Origin of the sequence: Haloarcula salina (genome assembly GCF_010119195.1) — an archaeon.
GTDB classification, from domain to species: Archaea; Halobacteriota; Halobacteria; order Halobacteriales; family Haloarculaceae; genus Haloarcula; species Haloarcula salina.
Window position 1 is genome coordinate 87,736 of sequence record NZ_WRXL01000008.1, and the last position, 23,627, is coordinate 111,362.

At 67.5% G+C, this 23,627-nt stretch carries 23 protein-coding genes and 1 tRNA gene; 22 read left to right on the forward strand and 2 right to left on the reverse strand.

Going from position 1 to position 23,627, the window contains the following annotated elements; translation table 11 throughout:
- From GM656_RS17860 to flaJ, 11 genes are all read left to right on the forward strand, one after another.
- Positions 1-477 (forward strand): YbeD family protein, encoded by a 477-nt coding sequence (locus GM656_RS17860; RefSeq protein ID WP_162415062.1) that lies wholly within the window; start codon positions 1-3, stop codon positions 475-477.
- Entirely contained in the window at positions 474-2,522 is a 2,049-nt protein-coding gene (locus GM656_RS17865; RefSeq protein WP_162415063.1) for a hypothetical protein, read from the forward strand. Before GM656_RS17860 ends, GM656_RS17865 begins: the two co-directional genes overlap by 4 nt.
- Positions 2,523-2,611: 89 nt before the next feature.
- Positions 2,612-2,971, forward strand: coding sequence for a chemotaxis protein CheY (gene cheY / locus GM656_RS17870; RefSeq protein WP_162415064.1), 360 nt, complete (start codon positions 2,612-2,614; stop codon positions 2,969-2,971).
- Positions 2,972-4,189 carry a chemotaxis protein CheC gene (locus GM656_RS17875; protein WP_162415065.1) on the forward strand — a complete coding sequence of 406 codons (1,218 nt, stop codon included), beginning with the start codon at positions 2,972-2,974 and terminating at the stop codon, positions 4,187-4,189.
- Positions 4,189-4,710 carry a chemotaxis protein CheD gene (locus tag GM656_RS17880; protein ID WP_162415066.1) on the forward strand — a complete coding sequence of 174 codons (522 nt, stop codon included), beginning with the start codon at positions 4,189-4,191 and terminating at the stop codon, positions 4,708-4,710. Before GM656_RS17875 ends, GM656_RS17880 begins: the two co-directional genes overlap by 1 nt.
- 261 nt (positions 4,711-4,971) lie before the next feature.
- Positions 4,972-6,651 (forward strand): FlaD/FlaE family flagellar protein, encoded by a 1,680-nt coding sequence (locus tag GM656_RS17885; protein WP_162415067.1) that lies wholly within the window; start codon positions 4,972-4,974, stop codon positions 6,649-6,651.
- Positions 6,635-7,072 carry a flagellin gene (locus GM656_RS17890; protein ID WP_162415068.1) on the forward strand — a complete coding sequence of 146 codons (438 nt, stop codon included), beginning with the start codon at positions 6,635-6,637 and terminating at the stop codon, positions 7,070-7,072. Before GM656_RS17885 ends, GM656_RS17890 begins: the two co-directional genes overlap by 17 nt.
- 1 nt (position 7,073) lies before the next feature.
- Entirely contained in the window at positions 7,074-7,520 is a 447-nt protein-coding gene (locus GM656_RS17895) for a flagellar protein G (protein WP_162415069.1), read from the forward strand.
- Complete coding sequence (locus GM656_RS17900; protein WP_162415070.1) at positions 7,517-8,275, forward strand: ATPase domain-containing protein; 759 nt, start codon at positions 7,517-7,519, stop codon at positions 8,273-8,275. The genes GM656_RS17895 and GM656_RS17900 overlap by 4 nt, the downstream gene beginning before the upstream one ends.
- A gap of 14 nt (positions 8,276-8,289) precedes the next feature.
- Positions 8,290-9,963 carry a type II/IV secretion system ATPase subunit gene (locus GM656_RS17905; RefSeq protein ID WP_162415071.1) on the forward strand — a complete coding sequence of 558 codons (1,674 nt, stop codon included), beginning with the start codon at positions 8,290-8,292 and terminating at the stop codon, positions 9,961-9,963.
- Positions 9,964-9,965: 2 nt separating this feature from the next.
- Positions 9,966-11,714 carry an archaellar assembly protein FlaJ gene (gene flaJ / locus GM656_RS17910; RefSeq protein WP_162415072.1) on the forward strand — a complete coding sequence of 583 codons (1,749 nt, stop codon included), beginning with the start codon at positions 9,966-9,968 and terminating at the stop codon, positions 11,712-11,714.
- Positions 11,715-11,984: 270 nt separating this feature from the next.
- Here flaJ and GM656_RS17915 read toward each other — a convergent pair whose 3' ends face one another.
- Complete coding sequence (locus tag GM656_RS17915; RefSeq protein WP_162415073.1) at positions 11,985-13,082, reverse strand: aminopeptidase; 1,098 nt, start codon at positions 13,080-13,082, stop codon at positions 11,985-11,987.
- 308 nt (positions 13,083-13,390) lie between these two features.
- On the opposite strand from GM656_RS17915, the gene gnd reads away from it, so the two are divergent.
- The 9 genes from gnd to GM656_RS17960 all read left to right on the forward strand — a co-directional run bounded on the left by gnd (position 13,391) and on the right by GM656_RS17960 (position 21,116).
- Positions 13,391-14,290 (forward strand): phosphogluconate dehydrogenase (NAD(+)-dependent, decarboxylating), encoded by a 900-nt coding sequence (gene gnd, locus GM656_RS17920; protein WP_162415074.1) that lies wholly within the window; start codon positions 13,391-13,393, stop codon positions 14,288-14,290.
- A 151-nt stretch (positions 14,291-14,441) separates the two neighbouring features.
- Positions 14,442-15,026 carry a 2Fe-2S iron-sulfur cluster-binding protein gene (locus GM656_RS19565; protein ID WP_162415075.1) on the forward strand — a complete coding sequence of 195 codons (585 nt, stop codon included), beginning with the start codon at positions 14,442-14,444 and terminating at the stop codon, positions 15,024-15,026.
- Positions 15,027-15,085: 59 nt separating this feature from the next.
- Positions 15,086-15,158, forward strand: a tRNA-Arg gene (locus tag GM656_RS17930).
- 266 nt (positions 15,159-15,424) lie between these two features.
- Entirely contained in the window at positions 15,425-16,204 is a 780-nt protein-coding gene (locus GM656_RS17935) for an SDR family oxidoreductase (RefSeq protein ID WP_162415076.1), read from the forward strand.
- 109 nt (positions 16,205-16,313) lie between these two features.
- Positions 16,314-17,375, forward strand: coding sequence for a zinc-dependent alcohol dehydrogenase family protein (locus tag GM656_RS17940; protein WP_162415077.1), 1,062 nt, complete (start codon positions 16,314-16,316; stop codon positions 17,373-17,375).
- Positions 17,376-17,417: 42 nt separating this feature from the next.
- Positions 17,418-18,302: an NAD(P)H-binding protein gene (locus tag GM656_RS17945; protein WP_162415078.1), complete on the forward strand. Its 885-nt coding sequence runs from the start codon at positions 17,418-17,420 to the stop codon at positions 18,300-18,302.
- 61 nt (positions 18,303-18,363) lie between these two features.
- Positions 18,364-19,263 (forward strand): NAD-dependent epimerase/dehydratase family protein, encoded by a 900-nt coding sequence (locus GM656_RS17950; protein WP_162415079.1) that lies wholly within the window; start codon positions 18,364-18,366, stop codon positions 19,261-19,263.
- 140 nt (positions 19,264-19,403) lie between these two features.
- Positions 19,404-19,736: a hypothetical protein gene (locus GM656_RS17955; protein ID WP_162415080.1), complete on the forward strand. Its 333-nt coding sequence runs from the start codon at positions 19,404-19,406 to the stop codon at positions 19,734-19,736.
- A gap of 51 nt (positions 19,737-19,787) precedes the next feature.
- Positions 19,788-21,116, forward strand: coding sequence for a M28 family peptidase (locus GM656_RS17960; RefSeq protein WP_162415081.1), 1,329 nt, complete (start codon positions 19,788-19,790; stop codon positions 21,114-21,116).
- A 478-nt stretch (positions 21,117-21,594) separates the two neighbouring features.
- Here the strand turns inward: GM656_RS17960 and GM656_RS17965 are convergent, their stop codons facing one another.
- On the reverse strand, positions 21,595-22,287 hold the full coding sequence (locus tag GM656_RS17965) for a hypothetical protein (RefSeq protein ID WP_162415082.1): 693 nt from the start codon (positions 22,285-22,287) through the stop codon (positions 21,595-21,597).
- A gap of 80 nt (positions 22,288-22,367) precedes the next feature.
- Here GM656_RS17965 and GM656_RS17970 point away from each other — a divergent pair, with 80 nt between their 5' ends.
- Both GM656_RS17970 and GM656_RS17975 read left to right on the forward strand, forming a co-directional pair.
- Complete coding sequence (locus GM656_RS17970; protein WP_162415083.1) at positions 22,368-22,817, forward strand: 6-pyruvoyl trahydropterin synthase family protein; 450 nt, start codon at positions 22,368-22,370, stop codon at positions 22,815-22,817.
- Positions 22,817-23,626 (forward strand): 7-carboxy-7-deazaguanine synthase QueE, encoded by an 810-nt coding sequence (locus GM656_RS17975; protein WP_162415084.1) that lies wholly within the window; start codon positions 22,817-22,819, stop codon positions 23,624-23,626. Before GM656_RS17970 ends, GM656_RS17975 begins: the two co-directional genes overlap by 1 nt.
- Position 23,627: the final 1 nt, after the last annotated feature.

Genomic DNA, 23,627 nt, shown 5'->3' on the forward strand with positions numbered 1-23,627 from the left:
ATGGACCGCTTCGAGCCACAGACCGTCACGGCCCTGTTCGTTCTGGCGACGCTCGTCGCCACCGGACCGCTCGTCGGCGTCGGCGCGTTCGAGCCGCGGGCCACGACCATCGGCGACGGGACCGCCTCCGTCGGGGGCGTTCACGTGGACACGACCCAGTTTCGGGTCACCGACGGCCGCTTCGGAACCGCGGTTCCGTACCTCAGAGTCCCGGACGCGTCCGTCACCGTGGACGCCGTGACGGGGCGTCCCAGACTGCTGTACCAGATTTCGATTCCCCGTCTGGACGCTTCGATGACATCCGAACGCGTGTTCTCGACGGCCGGGACGTACCGACTCGCCCCGGGTGATCGGGCGCTGGAGCCCTCTTCGGTCGGCCGGGAGCGATACAACGGGACCGTGCGAATCACCGTCCAGAGCTTCGAAGCGACCGAGACGGTGTACGACGAGAACGTCACCGTGGCGGTGATCGAATGACCCGCCACATCGACTCACTCGGTAACCGCGGACGGGCGGTCGCCCGCCGCGTCTTCGGCGACCGGTACGGCGTCGCGCTCTGGCTCGGCCTGCTCGTCGCCGTCTCGCTGTACTGGCGGGTCGGAATCTTCATCGCCGACACCTACACCACGGCCAACACGCTCGCGGCCGTCGCCGACGGCCACCTGAACATCGTCGAAACGCCGTACTCGCTGACGCTCGGTTCCCAGCCCGGGCTCCACCACGTCGGCGGCGAGCTCTACGGCCGGAACTACGGACAGGTCGCCCTGGCGGTCCCGCTGGTCTGGACCTTCCGGGCCCTCTCCGTGGTCGCCGCCCCGCGACTGCTCCTGCTCGGCCTCTGGTCGGGGCTGGCGCTGGCGTTCGTCTCCCAGATCGGGACGCTCGGCAACCGCCACACCGGTGCGTCGCGGCGGGCGATCCTGTTGGGCGGGAGCGCCGTCGTCGCGGCGCTGTTTCTGGTCGGCGTCTCGTCGGCCACGGCGCTCTCCGACTCCGCGCTCGCCCTGGCCGCGTTCCAGTTCTCGACGATGCTCGCGGCGGCCACGACCGGCCTCGTCCTGTACCGGCTGGTCGGGCTCTGGCACGGACGCCCGGTCGCGCTGGCGACCGGCGTGGCCGTCGGACTCGCCTCCTCGGTCGGCTTCTGGGCGTCGCTCCCGAAGCGTCACGTCCTCGTCGCCGCGCTCCTGCTGACGACCGTCTACGCGTTCGCTCGCAGCCGGATCGCCTACCGAGACGATCGGTTCCGCCGAGCGCTGGCGTTTCGCGCCGCCGCGTACCTGACGGCGTCGCTCGTCACCTGGACGCACGCCTTCGAGGGGTTCTTCCTGGTCGCGACCCTCGGCGTCGTCGACCTCGCCACCGCGCGGCGGAACGCGCTCTCGGACCTCCTGGTGGTCGGCTGCGCGCTGCTGGTCGGCTCGCTGCCGATGCTCCTGACGAACTACCTCATCTCGGGCAATCCCGCCAAGCCCCCGCGCCTGCTCCCGCGAGTCGACGGGGCCAACGCCGAGTTCGTGCCCGACACCACGTTCTCCGACGCCGGAGCGTCGGGCGGCTCCGACGCGGGGACCGGTGGAAGCGATGGGAGCGGGGGGAGCGGTGGCACTGGCAGCGACGGCAGTAGCGGGAGTGAAACCGGCGGCGATTCGTCGGCCGGTGATACCGGCGCAGCCAGTTCCGATGGCATCGGCGACGTCCCCGTCCTCGGGTCGCTCCTCGCCGTCGTCGACCGAATCGGCGACGTCATCGGTCCCGCGATGGCGTTCGTCCCGGCGGCGTTGCTCGGCGGGTTCGAGTCGCTGACGGACCTCGACCGGATGTCCCACGTCTTCCTTCGGAGCGGTCACATCCCGAGCGTCCGCTACCACCTCAACGGGTACGCCATCATCGAGCTCACGATGCTCGAATCCGTGCCGGTGCTGGGCGCGCTCGCGGCCGCCCCGATCCACGGGGTCCGACTGCTCCGACGGCGGGCGAGCGACCTCGGCCACCTGCCGAGTCAGTACTCGCCACGGGCCCAGACCGACCTGTTCGTCGCGGCGCTCGCTGTCGTCTTCACCGTGATCTACCTGGAACGGCTCCCGCTGTACTCGCAGCTCACGGTCCGGTATCTCCTCCCGACGGTCCCGCTGTTGCTGTACGGCGTCGCGCGGCTCCCGGCGGTGAACGGGGCCGCCCGGGACGCGACCCGCTGGCTCGTCGGCGGATACGCCGCGAGCACCCTGGGTGGAATCGCGCTCTGTCTCGCCGCCGTCGCCGGCCTCGACCTGGCGCTGGGCGAGGCCGTGCAGTTCCACGCGCTTCTCAACCTCGCCGGTGCGGCCGTCTGTGCCGCGGTCGTCGTCGGCGGGACCGTCGCCCCGGACCGCGTCCCGTCTCGGGTCGTCGCGGTCGGCGTTGCGCTCCCGGCCGGACTGACCACGGCGTTCGTGGCGCTGTCCGGACTGAGCTATTTCCAGTACGGTCCCCACGCCCTCGACGTGGTCCGGATCGCCGTCGAATATCTCCCGGCGGTGTAAGGACCCCGCTGCCGTCCCCGATAATATCACACGCGATAATTTACGGGACACCTTTATCTAACTCATCGGGATAGGTTGCGTTGATAGGCATGCCAGACGTACTGATCGCCGACGATTCGGAATTTATGCGTAACCTCCTCCGCGAAATCCTGGAAGAGGACCACCAGATCGTAGGAGAAGTCGAGAACGGCGTCGAAGCCGTCGAAGTGTTCAAAGAAGAGACGCCGGACCTCGTGATGATGGACATCGTGATGCCCATCCGCGACGGCATCGAGGCCACGGACGAAATCAAGTCGAACAACCCCGACGCCAACGTCATCATGTGTACGAGCGTCGGGCAGGAAGAGAAGATGAAAGAGGCGGTGAAGGCCGGGGCCGACGGGTACATCACCAAGCCGTTCCAGAAACCGAGCGTGATCGAGGCCATCGAGGACGTCGTGCCCTCATAGATGAACGTCGACATCCAGTCGCTCGGGACGTTCAACCAACTCGCTCACGAGGGTGCCGAGGAAGCCACGCGCTCGATGGCGCAGATGACCGGCATCGACGCCGTCGTCGACGTGACCAAGATCACGCTCCTGAACCGGGACGACGTCGGCGAAGAACTGACCGGCCGCGAGTTCGTCGGCGTTCAGTTCGCCTTCGACGGCGTGCTCGAAGGCGACACCGTGCTGGTGTTCGACGCCGACAGCGCCGCGACGATCGCCGACGCGCTGGTGCCCGGCGACAGCCCAGACGAGGCGATGGCCCGCAGCGGTGTCAAGGAGATCGGCAACATCATGATGAGCGGCTTCATCGACGGCTGGGCCGACTACGTCGAGGCGACCATCGATCACTCGCCGCCGGAGTACATCGAGAAGTCCGGGGCGGACGTGCTCCCGGACGCGCCGACCGACGCCGACCATCAGCAGGTCTTCGTCTTCAAGTCACAGATCGAGTGGATCGACGAGTCCGTGAACTTCTACATCTACATGCTCCCGGAGTACGAGCCGCTCGCGGAGCTGATGATGGAACAGGCCGACACCGAGGACGACGCCATCCCCATCGACAAGCTCCAGACGTTCAACGAGATGACCACGAAGGGGACCCAGAAAGCCGCTGACAACGTCGAGATGATGACCGGCATCCCGACGGACGCGGAGGTGACGCAGATCAGCTTCGCGCCGATCACCGACGTGCCAAAACAGGTCGGCACGGAGACCTACGTCGGGACGGTCGTGGAGTTCACTGGAACCCCCAGCGGCTACCTCATGGTGCTGTTCGACGAGGTTTCGGCGGTCACCGTCGCCGAGGCGATGATGCCGATCGAGATGGAGGGCGACGAACTGACCGACCAGCACACGGCCGCCATCGAGGAACTCGGCAACATCATGACCAGCGGGTTCGTCGACGGCTGGGCCAACGTCCTCCAGACCTCCGTCGAGCACACGCCCCCGCGGGTCGTTCACGACATGGGGCGGGCCATCGTCGACCCGCTCGCGGCCCAGGTCGGCCAGCACCAGGAACACGCCTTCATCATCGAATCGGAGATGAAGACTGAGGACATCGAGTTCGAGTCGGAGATCCTGGCCCTCCCGAACGAGAAGGAACTGCGCGAAGCGCTCGAAGCCCTCGACGTCGAGCGAGCGAACGAGACGCAGGCAGACGTGGAACAGATCTTCGAATAATGAAAGTATACGACGGCAGCCAGTCGGAGAGTACGACCCAGAACGCTCCCGAGCGAATCAAGGTCGGCATCGCCGAGTACAAGGTCACGACGGACGCGGCGCTGTTGACGACGAGCGGGCTGGGATCCTGTATCGGGGTCGCCATCTACGACGAACTCAACGGAGCCGCCGGACTCGTCCACGTGATGCTCCCGTCGGCGGCCGACATCGACGGTGGTAATCGCGCGAAATTTGCCGACACCGGCGTCGAGGTGCTCGTGGAGGCGCTCGAAGCAGCGGGGTCGACGACGGACGCGATGCGGGCGAAGATCGCCGGTGGGAGCGACATGCTCGACTTCTCGGAGAACGGGTCGTCGATCGGATCCCGCAACGCGAAACAGGTGCGCCGGACCCTCGAGGAGTACGACATCCCGATCGTCGGTGAGGATCTCGGCGGCGATCACGGCCGATCGATCAAACTCGAAGCGGCGACCGGCGAACTCATCGTCAAGAGCGCCAACACCGAGTCTATCACGTTGTGACAGACCGTCGGTGACGCCCGTGTAGATAGCCGGAGTAGCTCTGCGCAGACTCGTCAGACGGGTGGCTGCCACTCGTCTGCCGGGCACGCGGGGCCTCACTCTCTGTTCTTCATCTCAGTAGCTGGAATTAATTTGAAATGTAAGACGATAGTAACTAGAACGTTTATTTTGCGATTCTGGGTCGGGAATTTGGCCAATTATTATCAGATATGATACGCTAGGGGGAATATTGAAGGGTAGCAGAAGCGTCCATTACGGAAGATGAGTAGTCTCGCTCTCGAGCCGCTGGCCGCAGCCGTCTCGCCGGTACTGGTCGGGCTGGCACCCGTCCTCTTCGTTCTCCTGACGGGCGGGCTGGTCGGCATGAGCATCAAGAACATGTTCGACTCGATTCTGTCGGACGACGAGAGCGAGAACGGGAGTGACGGGAACGACGAGATGGCCGACGGGGGCGGCGGACTGATGGCCGACGACGGCGGTGACGGCGGCGACGACTTCGGCGGCCTCGGCGGCCTCGACGACGACGATGACATGGGCGGGTTCGGCGACGACGACTTCGGCGACATGGAGGACGCGAGCGGTCCGGACACCGACGAGCTCGAACACCGGCTCGACGAGCTGGAAAACGAGGTCGGCAGCCTCTCCTCGACGGTCAACACGGTCCGGACCGAGAACGAGAGCATCTCCGAATCGGTCGAAGAGACGGAGGAGAACGTCCGGAAACTGCTCGACATCTACGAGATGGTCACCCGCGGCGTCAACCCCTTCGCCGACGACGTCGACGGGGGCATGGGCGGTATGGGCGAGGGCGGTGGCTCCTTCGGGCTGTTCGACGACGGCGGCGACGAACCGGAGGAGGACATCGACGACGACGTCGCCAACGCCGACGCCGAAGGCTTCTTCGACGAGGACCTCACTGAGGGCGCTGGCGGCGACATGGGGATGGGTGACAGTATGGACATGGACGACGGCAGCGTCGACGACGTGTTCCCGGACGAGGGGGACGACATGGGCGGCTTCGAGGACGACGGCGGGTCCTTCGACGAGGAGTTCGACGACTTCGACGACGCGGGAGACGATGACATGAGTATGGATGACGGGATGAGCATGGACGACGCGAGCACCGACGACGGAGACAGCGACGACGGCGAGGGCGGCAAGTCCTTCGCCGAACTCAAAGACGAGTACGAGTCCGGCGACGCCGAGTGGGCCGAGGGCGACGAGGAAGCCGACGCCGACGAGGACGAGTTCGAGGACGACGGCGACCTGCTGGCCGACGACGACGGGGAGTTGTTGGCCGAGGACGACGGCGACGAGGACGCGCTCGCAGACGACGACCTCTTCGACGAGGTCATCGAGGACGACGGGGCCGACGGCGACGGTCTGGCAGACGACGGGGCCGACGCGGGTTCCGAATCCGTCACCGAGCCAGAGCCGGAACCCGAGCCCGAACCGGTCGCCGAACCGGAACCCGAGCCAGAGCCGGAACCCGAGCCAGAACCGGTCGCAGAGCCAGAGCCCGAGCCCGAACCGGACACAGAGTCCACCGACACCGGTTCCGCGGCAACTGGCGACGACGCCGAGACGACGGACGGCGATGGGGGGAAGCCGTACCTGTCGACGATGCCCGAAGGGTTCGCGGCGGACCTCATCATCGTCGAGTGGCTGGAGTACCTGGTCCAGAACTCCGGGTACCGCGAGACGGCCCGCGCCATCGACTACTACGAGACGATCGACTGGATCGACGAGTCCGTCGCGGACCAACTCAAGGAGTACCTCCGCGGCTTCGACGGCGTGGACGACACCGGAGCGGGGCTCTCTATCGACCACCACACGGAGAGCTTGCGATACATCTCGCAGCTGGACGGCGACAGCGGTGCCGACGCCGTCATGCTCTCGAAACTGGTCGGCGGAGGTGGTTCCGATGGGCTTCAGCGTTAGCGGCTCCGCGGCGATCATCTTCGTCGCCGCCTTCATCGGTTTCGGAATGTTCTACTCGGCGACCGCGAACAGCTTCGAGCGCGTTCAGGACGCGCGCGGAGCCCAGCAGGACCGGTTCCTCGACCAGCAGAACACCGCGGTCGAGATCACGGCGGCGACGTGGAACGCGAGCGGAACCGACGACCTCGACGTCACCGTCGAGAACACCGGCTCGACGACGCTCGCGGTGAGCGACACCGACTTGCTGGTCGACAACGCCTACCAATCGGGCTACGACACGGCCGTCGACGCCGACGCGTCGACCGACGTCTGGGCTCCCCAGGAGACGCTCACGATCACGGTGACGACCTTCGACAGCCGGCCCGGCCGAGTGAAGGTCGTCACCGAGAACGGACTCGCGGACACCGCGGTGGTGAGCTGAGATGGCGAGCGTCTCCGTCTCGCACCTGATCCTGTTCATCGCGTCGATGGCCATCGCGGCGAGCGTCGCCGGCGTGTTCACGAGCAGCATCGGCGAACTCAGCAACGCCGTCTCCGAGCAGGGCCTCGACGTGAGCAGCGAGGTCCGGAGCGACGTCGAGATCATCTCCGACGGCGGGAGCGACGCGATCTACGACAGCGGCACGATCACGCTCTACGTGAAAAACACCGGGTCGGAGACGCTCGCGCCGGTCCCCGGACAGCTGGACGTCTTCGTGGACGGCCAGTTCGCCACCGAGTACACGGTGACGCTCGAACCGAACGGCGGCGACTCCTGGCGGGCCGGCGACGTGGTCCGCCTCGAGATCAGCCAGAGCCTCAGCGGCGGTGATCACCGCGTCATGATCATCGTCAACGGCGACGAGGAGGTGTTCGAGTTCAACCTATGAGCATCGCAAGCACCGACCTGTTCTCGCTCGGACTGGACGACCACGACCGACTGAACAAGGAACTGGGCGGCGGTATCCCACCCGGCAGTATCATCCTCGTCGAGGGCGACTACGGGGCCGGCAAGTCCGCCATGAGCCAGCGGTTCACCTACGGCCTCTGCGAGGAAGGCCACGAGGTGACGTACCTCTCGACGGAGCTCACCGTCGGGAGCTTCCTCGACCAGATGCACTCGCTGTCCTACGACATGGTCGACCACATCCTCGACGAGAACGTGCTGTTCCTGCACGCCGACATCGGCGAATCGAACGCCCTCACCGGCGGCGAGCAGAAAGAGCGCAAGGAACTGCTCAAGCGGCTCATGGAGGCCGAGGTGATGTGGGAGGCCGACGTCATCGTCATCGACACGTTCGACGCCATCCTCCGGAACGACCCCAAGTTCGAGGCCCTGGTCCGGCAGAACGAGGAGCGCCAGGCCGCCCTCGAGGTCATCTCCTACTTCCGGGACGTGATCTCCCAGGGCAAGTGCATCATGCTCACCGTCGACCCGTCGACGCTGGACGAGGAGGCGATCGGCCCGTTCCGGGCGATCGCTGACGTGTTCATCGAACTGGAGATGATCGAGGTCGGCAACGACGTGCGCCGGCAGATCAACGTCCTCCGCTTTGCCGGCATGGGCGAACAGGTGGGTGACACCGTCGGGTTCTCCGTGCGCTCGGGGACCGGCATCGTCATCGAATCGCGGAGCGTCGCATAGGGGTGACCTAAGACATGACAGACCACGGACGAGCGAAACCGTCGGACGAACTTCGGCAGATCGCAGCGCGGCGACCGCACCTGCGGGACCACCTGAAGAAGTTCAAACAGATCACCGGCGAGTTCCCCATGCTCATCGACGAGGCCGACGGCGAGTTCGAGTCCGACCGGCCCAACGTCCTCTACCCCGTCGGTGGCCCCATCTTCTGTCACGTCTACGGCGACGTGGGCCAGGACACGAAGTACTACGCCATCGAGCCGGAACTCGACGACGACGAGCGGACGGTGTTCAGCAAGGTCCGCAACCGCCTGCTCCAGCGCAGCGTCAACAAGCCCGCCCCGGAGAACGAGGCCCAGTTCGACGACCGCATCGAGGAACTCCTCCAGGAGACGACGAAGATCCGCGACGAGGACAGCGACAGCGGCGTCCTCACGCGCCTGTCGAACCTCACCGACGTGAGCAGCGTCGAGGTCACCCAGGAAACCTACGAGAACATCCTCTACCGCCTCAACAGGGACATCGTCGGTCTCGGCCCGCTCGAACCGGTCATGCGCGACCCGGCCAACGAGGACATTCACGTCATCGGCCGCAGCGAGTGCCACGTCGACCACGGCGTGTACGGGATGCTGGAGACCACCGTCGAGTGGGAGAGCGAGGAGGCCTTCGACCAGTGGCTCCGCAACATGGGCGAGCGGATGGGCGACCCGGTGTCAGATTCGGACCCTATCGTCGACTCGACGCTGCCGGACGGCTCGCGTCTGAACCTCATCTACTCCGACGACGTGAGCCTCAAGGGCCCCTCGCTCACCATCCGTCAGGGCGACGAGATCCCCCTGTCGGTGTTCCAGATCACGAAGTGGATGACGTTATCGCCGGAACTGGCGGCGTATCTCTGGCTCTGCCTGGAGAACGAGCAGACGGTGTTCGTCGTCGGTGAGACGGCGTCAGGGAAGACGACGACGCTGAACGCCATCACCTCGTTCATCCCCGACGACGCGAAGATCTACACCGCGGAGGACACCGCCGAGGTGCTGCCGCCGCACAACACCTGGCAGCAGTTACTGACCAGGGAGGGCGAAGACGAGGGGACCAGCATCGACATGTTCGACCTGGTCGCGGCCGCCCTGCGTTCGCGTCCCGACTACATCATCGTGGGCGAGGTCCGTGGCGAGGAGGGTCGGATGGCGTTCCAGGCGGCCCAGACCGGGCACCCGGTGATGCTGACCTTCCACGCGAGCGACATCGTCTCGATGATCCAGCGGTTCACCGGCGAACCGATCAACGTCCCGGAGACGTTCATGGACGTGGCCGACGTGGCGCTGTTCCAGAACCGCGTCAAGCAGGGCGACCGCGTCCTGCGCCGTGTCACCTCGGTCCAGGAGATCGAGGGCTACTCGAAGGAGATGGACGGCGTCGTCACCCGGCAGGTGTTCAACTGGGACCCCGTCGAAGACGAGATCATCTTCCAGGGGATGAACAACTCCTTCGTCCTCGAAGAGCAGATCGCGACCCTGCTCGGCTACGAGGACACCCGCGACATCTACGACGACCTCCGGTTCCGGGCCGACATGATCGAACGCGCCATGCAGGAGGGCATCCTCGGCTATCACGAGGTCAACGACTTCATCTCGGACTTCCAGCGCGACGGCGTCGAAGGCATCCCGTTCAACATCTCGCGGCCCGACTAACGATGGCGCAGGGCGAAGCCGAGAGCGACCTGGATCTGACGATCACCGAGACGATCCAGGGGCTCGTCGAGTCCTACCGGCACATGTCGATGCCGCTGGAGCGGTACCTCTCGCTGATCTTGCTCCCGTCGGTCGCCTTCTTCGTCCTCTCGTCGATCGCCGCGCTGTTGCTCGACCTCCCGCTCTCGATTCGCGCTCCGATCCCCCTCCTCGGCTTCCTGGCGATGGCGTCGGCCATCTTCTACCCGAAGATCGTCCTGAGCCAGCGCAAGCGCGAACTCAACAACCGATTCCACCTGCTCATCACGCACATGACCGTGCTCGCGACGACGAAGATCGACCGGATGGAGGTGTTTCGCACCCTGGCCGAGGAAGACGAGTACGGCGAACTCGCGATGGAGATGCACCGCATCGTCCAGCTGGTCGACACCTGGAACCTGAGCCTCGACGACGCCTGTCGCCGCCGGGCGAAACAGGTCCCCAGCCGCGCCGTCTCTGACTTCTTCGACCGCCTCGCGTACACCCTCGGGGCCGGCCAGGGGCTCGACGACTACCTCCTGACCGAACAGGAGCAGATCATCCAGCACTACTCGACGGTGTATCAGAGCACCCTCGACAGCCTCGAGGTCATGAAGGACCTCTACCTGTCGATGATCCTCTCGATGACGTTCGCGCTGGTGTTCGCCGTCGTGCTGCCGGTGCTGACCGGGACGAACCCGACCATGACCGTCAGCGCCGTCATCGTCATGTTCGTCTTCGTCCAGAGCGGCTTCTACCTCGCCATCCGCTCGATGTCCCCCTACGACCCCGTGTGGTTCCACCCCGAGGAGTACCCCTCGCCGATCGAGGAGCGCCTCGACAAGTCCATGGCCGCCGGCGTCGGCCTGTCCCTGCTGCTCGCGTTCGTCACGCTCGGCGGCATGCTCGGCGTCTCGCCGGTGACGCTCAACGACCTCCTGTTCATGTTCGAGTCCGTGCCGCTGCCCCTCTACGCGGTCGTCCCCATCACGCCCATGCTCATCCCCGGTATCGTCTTTCGGCAGGAGGAACAGCGCATCAAGGGCCGCGACGAGGAGTTCCCCAACTTCATCCGCGCGCTCGGGGCGACCGAGGGGGCGAAGCAGTCGACGACCGGGATGGTGCTGCGGACGCTCCGGAAGAAGGACTTCGGGCCGCTGACCGACAACATCGACGACCTCTACAAGCGCCTCAACATGCGCATCGAACCGACCTCGGCCTGGCGCTTTTTCACCGCCGACTGCCGGTCGTACCTCATCCAGACGTTCTCCGAGATGTACCTCATCGGCCGCGAGATGGGCGGTTCGCCCAAGCAACTGGGCGAACTCATCTCCGAGAACATGAACCAGGTGCTTCAGCTCCGCCAGAAGCGCAAGCAGGCGACGACGACGCTCATCGGCCTGCTGTACGGGATGACGGCCGCCTCGACGTTCGCCTTCTTCATCGGCCTGCAGGTCGTCAACATCCTCGCCGACATGTCGCTGAACCTGAGCACCGGGAGCCGCCTCGACGCCGCCTCGCTCATCAACACCAGCGTCTACAACATCCCGCTCATCGAGTTCCTGCTCATCATCATCATCATGTTCTCCGCCATGCTCTCGGCGCTGATGATCCGGACCGTCGACGGCGGCCACTACGCCAACACCTACCTGCACTTCGTCGTCCTCGCGTGGATCGGCGCGGTCACCGGGACCTTCACCAAGTGGCTGGTGTCGCAGTTTCTCGCAATCTGAGAGTACCTTTTTACTTCGTCGCCCTTCCTCGCGGCGCTTCGCGCCGCTGTGGGAGGGCTCCTCGCAAAAATCTACGCTAAAAACGTCCTCCGAGTCGCGCTCTGCGAGCGCGCTCGGAGTGAAACCGCGCGCCGTCGGCGCGCGGTACGGTGCCAGTGTCACGGCCGCGGCGACACCTACCCTTCCCCGAGTCGCGCCACGGAGGGCGCTCTCGGCCAACAGCACCGCGGCAGCCGCTTCCGACCGACGGCACCGCCAGCACCGCAGCGACTACGCCTCGAAGCCGTCTTCCCACCGGAACACGCCGTCTCGCTGGACGACCTCGCCGTCGACTTCAAGCCGCGAGCCGTCGCCCATCGTCGTGATGAGGTCCTCGTGGACGGCGCTGTCGGTGCCGGACTGGCCCTCGGGCAGGCAGGCGTCGTACGCGCGCCCGAGCGCGAGGTGGACCGTCCCGCCCATCTTCTCGTCGAAGAGGATGTTGTCCGTGATTCGGTCGACGCCGCGGTTCATGCCGATGCCGAGTTCGCCCAGCTGTCTCGACCCGCCGTCGGTTTCGATGACTTCCGTGATGACCGACTCGCCCTGCTCGGCCGACCAGTCGACCACGACGCCGTCCTTGAAGGTGAGTTCGACGTTCTTCACGCGGCGGCCCTGGATGGTCATCGGCACGTCGAAGGTCACGACGCCGGCCGTGTCGTAGGGCGCGGTGAACACCTCGCCCGAGGGGAGGTTGTGGGAGTCGTAGGCCACGCTGGCGGCGGAGTTGACGGCGATGCGGTCGCCGATGAACAGCGTCAGGTCCGTCCCGTCGGTGACGAGGTGGACCTTGTCGCCGTCGTCCAGAATCTCCTTCAGCCGGGCCTGTTCCTCGGCGAGCGCCTCCCAGTCGCGCAGCGTCGCGTCGTAGACGAAGTCCCGGTAGTCGGCGTAGGCCATCCCGGCCTGCTGGGCCATCGCCCGCGTCGGGTGCTGGGTCGACACCCAGTCCGTGTCGAGGCGGGCCTCCCGGATCGCCTGGCGGGCCGTCGAGTACGCCCGCCGCGTGTCGCCGTCAACGTCGGCCGTCTCCGCGGTGTTTCGCGACCCCTTCAGGAACAGCACGCTGTCGGCCCGCTCGTACAGCGCGAGTTCGTACGCAGGGCTCTCTTCGAACTCTCCGTCGTGGGAGTCCAGATAGGCACGCGTCAGTTCGTCGGACTGGTACGTCGAGAGCAGGTTCGCGCCGCGCTCGCCCAGTTGCTCGGCGACGGCGACGGCGAGGTCGTGTGCGCCCTCGTCGACGGCGAGGACCACGTCGTCGCCGGCCTCGATGCGGGCGCTCCACTCCACCAGCGTCCGGGCGTGCTCGCGAATGCGGTCGTCCATACCGCGGCCACGGGCGGCGCGGGCAAAACACCGGTGGTCGGTCGCGGTCGCGCCGTCGGCCGGAGCGCTGGCACGGGCGCCTTCCGTAGATTTTTTGCGCCAGCGGCGCGAATTTAGCCTCGCCGGACGCGGCACGGCCCGCGGCGACCGCCGGTGTCACGCATTGATCCAACCGTTCCCCACCGCGCCACCGAACGGCGCTGGTCGAAGTGGGCCCAGAGACTGACTGACGACGGCACGACTGGTGTTCGTGCCGCGCTTTTCCGCCGAATCGCAACCACTACCTGTGCGCTCGGTGACCGCCAGGTATGGAACTGGGCGTCATCGGACTCGGACGCATGGGCCGTATCGTCGTCGACCGCGTGCTCGAAGCGGGCCACGAGGTCGTCGTCTTCGATATCAACGAGGAGAGCGTCGCCGACGCGGCGGACGCCGGCGCGCGGCCCGCGGCGTCGATCCCGGACCTCGCCGACGAACTCGGCTCGGAGAAACGCATCTGGCTGATGGTCCCGGCGGGCGACCCGGTCGACGCCGCCCTGGACGAACTGGCCCCGACGCTCGACTCGGACGACGTCGTCGTCGACGGCGGAAACTCCTACTTCGAGGACTCGGTGCGCCGCGCCGAGTCGACCGACGCGGCCTACCTCGACTGCGGGACCTCCGGCGGCCCCGCGGGCGCGGAACTGGGCTTCTCGCTGATGGTCGGGGGGCCGCAGTGGGCCTACGACGAACTGGTGCCGGTGTTCGACGCCGTCGCGACGGGGCCCGACGGCCACGACCGGATGGGGCCGGCCGGCTCTGGCCACTACGTCAAGATGGTGCACAACGGCGTCGAGTACGCCCTGATGCAGACCTACGGCGAGGGCTTCGAACTGCTGGCGAACGGCCGATATGACCTTGACCTCGAAGCCGTCGCCCGGACGTGGAACAACGGCGCGGTCATCCGCTCGTGGCTGCTGGAGCTCTGCGAGGAGGCGTTCCGCGAGGAGGGGACCGACCTCGGAACCGTCGCCGACCGCGTCGAGGGCGGGTCGACCGGGACCTGGACCGTCCAGGAAGCCCTGGAACAGGAGGTCCCCGTCCCGCTCATCTACCAGGCGCTCGCCGAGCGGTTCGGCTCGCGGGCCGACGACGGCCGCTTCTCGCGCCGCCTCGCCAACCGCCTCCGGTACGGCTTCGGTCGCCACGAGGTCCCGCGCCGGGAGTAGCGCCACGGTTCCGATTGCCCCCGCTACGTAGCGCTGGCCTGCTCTCACGCTCGGCCGAATCTGCCAGGGCCTGTGTCCCCGTCCGTCGGTGTCGGAGGCGCCCTGCGGCGGAAACAACAGCTAATTAAACCAGTGTTCCATAGCCGCCCACATGGTAGAACTCGTTGGACTCGCCGGCGGGGCCGTGCTCACCCTGATCGTGGTGGCGCTCCACTACGCCAAGGGGACCGGCTGGGAGGCACCGGAAGACATCTCCCAGGAGGTCCTCGAGCAGCGGGCCGCGTCGGTCCCCGAGACGGACTTCCCCGAGCCGTACAACCGCTCTATCGGTGGCGGCGGCGCCGCCGCGATTCCGGCCGGCGACGCCGAGGGCGAACTCGGCGAGGGCGAGGAAGCCGAGGAAGCGGACGAGGGCTTCGACCCCGACACCATCGCCGACGACGAGGTCGAGTACTACGAGATCGAGTTCGCGAAGGAGGGCGAGACCATCGAGGTCGCGAACAACGAGACGATCCTCGAAGCCGGCGAGGAGGAGGGCTGGGACCTCCCCTACGCCTGCCGAGAGGGCCAGTGTATCTCCTGTGCCGGCCACATCGATGACGGCCCGGCCGAGGACTACATCCGCCACAGCAACAACGACTCGCTGATGGACGACGACATGGAAGAGGGCTACTGCCTGACCTGCGTCGCCTACCCGACCAGCGAGTTCACCATCGAGACCGGCGAATCTCCCTGACTGCGATCTGTTCTCGCGTTCACAACCGTTAAGGTAGCCTGTCGAATAGCCAGTGTCGAGGGCGGCTAGTTCAGCGGACAGAACGCCTGGTTCCGGACCAGATGGTCGGGGGTTCAAATCCCTCGCCGCCCGCTTTTCCTGCGAACAGAGTGAGTCAGTGAAAAGCGACACAAGAGGGATTTGAACCCGGGGAGCCGCAGCGGCCGAGCGAAGCGAGGCCGACCGTCTCCACTCGGCTCAAATCCCTCGCCGCCCGTTTTTCGGCGTCCACGCGAGTGACACGAGTGCGGGCTCGTGACGGCTTGCCGTCACGGCGAACCCATGTGAGCGAGACCGGTCCGACACCGCCACCACATTTTATCTCGGTTCTCCGCGAACGCTATAGTGGTGTTATCAGAATGTCACTTCTCGATGGCAAGACGGCCGTCGTCACGGGCGGCAGTTCGGGAATCGGTCGCGGCATCGCTAGCGGATTCGCGGACCACGGCGCGAGAGCGGTCGTTGTCGCCGACGTCCGCGACGACCCGAAAGAGGACGGCCGGCCGACACACGAACTGATCGAGGACGAAACGGACGCCGACGCCGCGTTCGTCGAGTGCGACGTCACGAACCGGTCGGACCTGACCGAGGCGGTGGAGGCCGCCGAGGCCGCCGCCGGGCTCGATATCATGGTGAACAACGCGGGAATCTGGCACGCCGAGGACTTCTTCGACGTGACCGAGGCGGACTACCAGCGGATGATGGACATCAATCTCAAAGGGGCGTACTTCGGCTCGCAGATCGCCGCGGACCGGATGGTCGACCACGGCGCAGGCGGGACCATCATCAACACCTCGAGCATCGCCGGGCTCTTCGGCAACGGGGACTGGCCGACGTACTCCGCGTCGAAGGGCGGGCTGACGACGCTCACCTACTCGCTGGCGCACAAGCTCGGCGAGCACGACATCAGGGTAAACGCGATTCACCCCGGCGGGATCGAGACGATGATCGGCGGCGAGTCGGACGATCCGGAAGCGGCGGCCGAACAGGCGGAGCAGTTCACGCAGATGGTGCCGCTCGGACGCTACGGACAGCCCGAGGACATCGCCGGCGCGGCGACGTTCCTCGCGAGCGACCTGGCGAGCTACGTGACCGGGGAATCGCTCGTCGTCGACGGCGGCTGGACCAGCTGGCGGTGACAGGCCGGCCGGCGCCGTCGGCCCGACCGCCTCCCCGCCGCGTGGAGCGTGGCCGCGACCGGCTCGCTCCCACAGCGTTATGACGCGCGTCACCGTCTGACGTGGTGTGATGCGCGCAGCTGTGTTCACCGGACACGGAGAGCCGCTGGCGGTCAGAGAGGTCGACGAGCCGGAGCCCGACGAAACGGGAGTCGTGGTCGAGACCGAGGCGTGTGGCATCTGCCGGAGCGACTGGCACGCCTGGCAGGGCGACCCGCTCTGGGAGTCCCGCGGGTTCTCGGAGGGGCACGTGTTCGGACACGAGCCCGCCGGCGTCGTGGTCGATGTCGGCGACGAGGTCGAGACGGTCCGCGAGGGTGACCGCGTGGCGGTGCCGTTCAACCTCGCCGACGGGACCTGCCCGTCCTGCCGCCGGGACATGTCGAACCTCTGTGACGAACGGATTCCGCTGGGGCTCGCGCCCGAGTCGCCCGGCGCGTTCGCCGAGCGGTTCCACGTCCCGTGGGCCGATTTCAACGCCGTCCACCTCCCCGACGGCATCTCGCCGGTCGAGATGGCGGGTCTGGGCTGTCGGTTCATGTCCTCGTTTCACGGCCTGGTCGACAGGGCCGACGTGAACGGCGGCGACTGGGTCGCCGTCCACGGCTGCGGCGGCGTCGGGCTGTCCGCCGTCCACATCGCCGACGCCCTGGGTGCGAACGTCGTCGCCGTCGATCTTTTCGACGAGAAACTGTCCCTCGCGGCCGACCTCGGGGCCGTCGAGACGGTCAACGCCGAGCGGGTCGACGACGTGCCCGCGGCGGTGACGGCCGTCACCGACGGCGGGGCCGACGTGTCGGTCGACGCGCTCGGTATCGCGGAGACGTGCCGCAACTCCGTCCGCTGTCTCCGAAAGCGCGGACAGCACCTCCAGATCGGCCTGACGTCGAGCGCCGAGGGCGGCGAGGTGGCGCTTCCCACCGACCTGATGGTCGCGAAGGAGCTCCAGTTCGTCGGGACGGTCGGGATGCCGCGGCCGCACTACGACGACATCTTCCGGATGATCGACCACGGGAAGCTCGATCCGACCGCCATCGTCTCCGAGACGGTGTCGCTCGAACGAGCGCCGGAACTGCTCGACGCGATGACCGACTTCGAGACGACCGGCATTCCGGTCATCGACGAGTTCTGACGGCACAACGACCTTGGGGGTGCGATACGACAGCACAGATACATGCGAGTGTTGGTCGTCGGCGCGACCGGATTCATCGGACAGCGACTCGTCCGCGCCCTGAACGACGCGGGCCACCACGTGGTGGCGTTCTCCCGGAGCGCGAGCGAGGAGTCGTTTCCCGAGGGCGTCGAGCCGTTCGACGGCGACCTCGGCGACCCGGACTCGCTGTCCGGACTCTGTGAGGGCGTCGACGCGGCGTACTACCTCATCCATTCGCTGACCGCGGATAATTTCGCGGAACTCGACCGCGAGTACGCGCGTCGCTTCAGTGAAATCGCGTCCGATGACGGCGTCGACCGGGTGGTGTACCTGAGCGGCATCAGCGGCGACGAGGAGAACCTCTCGCCGCACCTCGCCTCGCGGCGCGAGGTGGAGTCGGTGCTGGCCGAGGGGAGTTACGACCTGACGGTGCTCAGAGCCGCGGTCATCATCGGCGCCGAGAGCGCGAGCTTTCGCATCCTCAACGACCTGACCGACCGCCTCCCGCTGATGCTCGTCCCGAAGTGGGTCCGGACGCCCTGTCAGCCCATCGGCGTCCGCGACGCTATCTCATATCTCGTCGCGGTGCTCGAGGCCGACGAGACGCGCGGCGAGACCTACGACATCGGCGGGCCGTCGGTGTGGTCCTACGAGTCGCTGCTGAAGCTGACCGCTCGCGAGAAGGGCAAGCGGGTGTTCATCGTTCCCGTGCCGGTGATGACGCCGGCGCTGTCATCGCACTGGCTCCGCCTGACGACGGACGTGCAGTACGCCATCGCGCGGCCGCTGGCCGAGAGCATGCGCAACCCCGTGACCGTCGACCCCGAACTGGACCTCCAGACCGTCGTGCCCATCGACCAGACGCCCATCGAGGAGGCGGTTCGCGAGGCGCTCGTCTCGGCCTGATCGGCCGCGGCACGCGCCGGCCTGCGTGGCTGTTTTCACCCCCCGGACCGAGTCGGCGGATATGGCCGAGACGGTCGCCGTCACCGGCGGGAACGGGCGCGTCGGCGGGCACGTGCTCGCTCATCTGAACGACGCGGGGTATCGAACGGTCAATCTCTCGCGAGGTGGGCGCGACGAGGAGCGCGCCGACGCGTACGTCACCGCAGACCTGCTCGACGCGGGCGAGGTGTACGGGGCCGTCGCGAAGTCCGACGCCGACGCGGTCGTCCATCTCGGCATGATTCCGACGCCCGACCGGACGCCGGGGTACCGGACCTACGAGAGCAACGTCATGACGACGTATCACGTGCTCGAAGCTGCCGGCGAACTGGGCGTCGACACGGTGGCGCTGGCGTCGAGCTGCAGCGCCATCGGCGGCGGCTTCGAGCCCGACCCGATCACGGTCGACTCCCTCCCCGTCGACGAGTCCCACCGGCTCACGCCGTCGAATCCCTACGGCATGGGCAAGCAGGCGCTCGAACTCGCCGCCGACGGCTTCGCCCGCCGCGCTGCGGGCGCGCCGCGGACCATCACCTCGCTGCGGTTCCCGTGGGTCGTCGACGACGACCTGGCGCGCGAGACGTTCGTCGAGGCCGACCGCTCGCTCGCCGCCCTCCGCGACTCGCCGCACTTCCACACCCAGCGAAACACCCTGTTCTCCTACGTCCACGCCGACGACGCGGCCTCGCTCGTCCGGCGGGCCGTCGAGGCCTCCTTCGACGGCCACGAACGGGTCTGGGTGTCGGCCCCCGACACGAGCGCCGAGACGCCGAGCGCGGACCTCGCGGCCGAACTGTTTCCCGACGCCGACCGTCGCGAGTCGCTCGCCACCGGGGACCCCTACGCGGCGCTGGTCGACACGTCGAAGGCCGAGCGGCTGTTCGACTGGGAGCCGACCTGGCGCTGGCGGGACGCGGCCTGAGGCGCGTCGCGGCCTCGGTCGGCAGGTCGACCTGGACGTATGTCCCTCGCGGACGGAGACCGCCACCGAGTTCCGGGACGTCTCGGCCCGTCAGAGCACGTCGACCGATTTTATGTGCGCTCGTCACCGTCTCTCCGAACGTGAATCCCCTCCCGCTGTTCGCCGCCCTGTTCGTCGTCCCCGTCGCCGTCGCGCTGGTCCTCGTCGACGCCGGGAAGCGCGGCCTCTCCCGACGGACGCGCCGCCGGTGGAGCGGCGGCGTCGGCGTCGTCAGCCTCGGCGGCTTCGTCGCGTCGGCCGCGCTCGACGGCGCGCTCGTCCCGGCCTACAACGCGCTCCTGGGTCGCCCCGTCGTGGTCGTCACCCCGCTCCAGTTGCTCACCGGACTGGTCCTCGTCGGTCTCGCGGTCAGCGCGCTCGCGGTCCTGACATACGGCGTCGCCAGTCGGTACGGTCCGCTCGCGGCGACCTAAGCGCTCGCTCGCACCCGTAGTTTCAAACGCGTCACGGCCGCACCGTGGAGCATGAGCGACACCGACTGGATCGGCGAGACGTTCACCAGCGACGCCGGCTGGGACCACCTGGAGACGCTGGTCGACATCGAGAACCGGATGGCGGGCAGCGAGGGCGAGCGGGCCGCCGCGGCGGAGACGCGCGACGCCCTCGCCGAACACGCCCGGAACGCCCGTCTCTCCGAGTTCGAGATACAGGGCTGGGAGCGCGGCCAGAGCGCAATTCGGGCCGACGGCGAACCGGTCGCCGCGCGGGCCCACGAGTGCATTGCCCTGCCGCGCTCGCCTGCCGACGAGGTGACCGGCGACCTGGTCGACGTGGGCCACGGCCTCCCCGAGGAGTTCGCGGACGCCGACTGCGAGGGAGGCGTCGTGATGGTGCGCTCGGACGTGCCCGACTGGTACGACCGGTACATCCACCGCCGCGAGAAGTACTACCGCGCCGTCGAGGCGGGCGCGGCGGCGTTCGTCTACCGGAACCACGTTGAGGGCGTCCTCCCGGCGACGGGCAGCGTCGGGACCGCCGACGCACCGATCGGCGAGATCCCCGCCGTCGGCGTCGCCAGCGAGACTGGGGCCAGACTGGCGAGGCGCTACGACGGCGACGCGGTGACCGTCGCGGTGGACTGCGAGACGCCCGAGGCGACGAGTCGGAACGTCCACGCCGACCTCGGGCCGGACACCGACGAGCGCCTGCTGGTGACCAGCCACGTCGACGCCCACGACATCGCCGAGGGTGCGATGGACAACGGCGCGGGGACGGCGATGGTCGTCGAACTCGCCCGGGCGCTCGCCGGTCGCGAGCACGAACTCGACACCCGCGTGGAGTTCGTCGCGTTCGGTGCGGAGGAGGTCGGACTGGTCGGCTCGAACCGCCTCGCCCGCGACGCGGCCCTCGACGACGTGACCGCCGTCCTCAACCTGGACGGCGTGGTCCAGGGCCGAACGCTCGAGTGTTACACTCACGGCTTCGATGCCCTGGCCGACGCCGCCGAGCGGGTGGCCGGCCGCTTCGACCATCCGATCTCGCTCACACCGGAACAGGGGCCACACAGCGACCACTGGCCGTTCGTCCGTCGGGGCGTCCCCGGCTACCACGTGACCAGCGAGACGGGCGAGTCCGGCCGCGGGTGGGGCCACACCCACGCCGACACGCTCGACAAACTGGAGCCCCGGAACTTCCGCGAGCAGGCCGTCCTGCTGACGGAACTGGCGGTGACGCTCGCCGACGGGACGGTCGACCCCGAGCCGGTCGACCCGTCGGTCATCGCCGACGCGCTGGAATCCCAGGACCTCGCCGAGGGGATGCGGGTCACCGGTGACTGGCCCTTCGAGGAGTGAGCGTTCCGCGTAGCGGTCGCGTCACGTGGACTGCGAGCGTCGCGACTCGCTGACGGGCGGTAGTACTAGAATTTTTACATATGCCGGGTCGCTGTCATTCTGGGCCTGCACGCGCTCTCCCGTCTACAAAGGATTTACTCGGTACAGAAGTAACATATTTCGTAGGTTATTTATCGTTGCATTGCATGTCAACCAATGGCAGGTAGGCTGGACTACCTACCGTAGCCCGCAACGGACGCCGTCGCCGGGGTCCGCTGCTGAGCTCCCATGCTATACCGGTCTCGCGGAGTCCGAGGCCGGGCCGACGTGAGCGAAGCCACGCCTGCCGTCGTCAGTCAACACCAACACCAATACGCGACACGAACCGGCCGTCATCGTGCCACGACGGCTATCGTGTCCTTCTAGCGCGGTTCGCCGGCGAGTCGTTGCCGTCGCGTCCGCTGACCGGAAGCCTCGAGCGACGACGCCGTTGCGCCGCTCACTCCTCGTAGGCCTGCTCAACGTCTGCCGTCGCCTGTGGGATGACGCGCTCCTCGGCCTTTCCCATCGAGCGTAGCGCCTCGTCGGTGAACTCCACGGTCAGCGACGGCAGGGCCCGGGCGAGTCCGCCGAGCACCTCGCCGGGATCGATGGTGAGTTCGAAGGCGAAGGCGTCACGTTCCTCACGGAGCGGCACGGTGAACTCGAGGTGCTCCCGCAGCACCTCGGTCGCTGTCTCCCGGTCGTAGGCCTCTGCGACGGCCGCCCAGAAGTCGTCGGTGTCGGCGGCCACGAGCGGCGCGAGGTCGTCGCCGAACGAGCGCTGTCGCGCCAGCAGCCGCCCGCGGATCTGTTCGCGGCGGTCGCCGCGGACGCCGTCTCTGAGCGCGTTCCAGTACAGGTCGCGGGCCAACACCTCGTCGGCGTACGCGTCGAACGCCGCGTCGGAGTCCTGAGCGTAGTCCAGAACGGGCTCCAGCTGGTCCAGGATCTGCTGCTGGTACGCCCGCAATTTCGGCCGGACGACGTGGCGCTCGACCGGCCGGCTGTTCTTCAGGAGCTTGCTCGCCACCCGGCTCCCGCCGCCTCCCGAGCCGCGCAGGACGGCCCCCACGTCGAAGGCCGCGTACGTCTCGTCGACGAACTGCGAGAGGTAGCGTTCGAACTGCCGTTCTACGGCACGTCGTGTCACACTCGTCCGTGAGGGCCGGACCCCCCTATCGCTTACGGCGATCACGGTGGAGTTAAGACAGACCGAGATAATCTCGAAGTATGTCCCAGCGAATATCTTCTTCCGAGGAGTCGGTCGCGGACGCCGGCGAGCGCGAACTCGTCGTCGGCGGCGACCGCCCGCTCAGGCTCTCTACGGGCCACCGCCTGCGCCACCACGACGGGAAGTGCTCGCGCCCGCACGGGCACAACTACGAGGTCACCGTCCGCATCACCGGCGAACTCACCGCCGAGGGGTGGGTCGTCGACAAGGGCGAGGTCACGGCCGTGGTCGACGAGTGGGACCACCGTTTCCTGCTCGAAGCCGGCGACCCGCTGGTCGACGCGTTCGAGGAAAGCGGCGACGGCGACGCGGTGGTCGTCCTGGAGCGCCCGCCGACGGCCGAGGTGATGGCCGAGACGCTGGAGCAGCGTCTCGCCGACCGACTCCCCGAGACGGTGTCGTCCGTGGCCGTCTCCGTCCGGGAGACCGGCGAACTCTGTGTCCGCTGATGCCCGTCGCTAGCGACGATGCGGTCGGTGTGACCGACGCCGACGCCGACCGCGCCGAAACCGACTGCGGCACCGATGGCGAGAGCGGCGGCGACCTGCCGATCAACGAGCTGTTTCACTCGCTCCAGGGCGAGGGCCGACTGGCCGGCGTCCCGAGCGTGTTCGTCCGCACGAGCGGCTGTAACCTCCGTTGCTGGTTCTGTGACTCCTACCACACCTCGTGGGAGCCGACCCACGACTCCCTCTCCGTACTGGACGTGCTCGCGGCGGTCGAAGACTACGACGCAGACCACGTCGTCCTCACCGGCGGCGAGCCGCTGATCCACGACGCCAGCGAGACGCTGCTGGCCGAACTCGCCGACCGGGGCTACCACACCACCGTCGAGACCAACGGCACCATCGTCCCGGACGCGCCCATCGACCTCGCGAGCGTCAGCCCGAAACTGGCCTCCAGCACGCCGACCGCGGAGCGCGACCCCGCCGGCGACGGCGAATGGGCCGAGCGCCACGAGGACCGCCGACTCGACGTGTCGGCGCTCGCCGACCTCGTCGAGACCTACGAGACGCAACTGAAGTTCGTCGTCACTGGGTCCGAGGACACGGCCGAAATCGAGCGCGTCGTCGAGCGCGTCCGCGACGCCGCTTCGGCCCGCGTGCGCGACGACGACGTCCTGCTGATGCCCGAGGGCCAGACGCGAGCGGAACTGAACGAGACCCGCGAGGTCGTCGCGGACCTCGCGCTGGAGTACGGCTACCGCTACACGCCGCGGCTCCACGTCGACCTCTGGAACGACGCCCCGGGAACGTAAC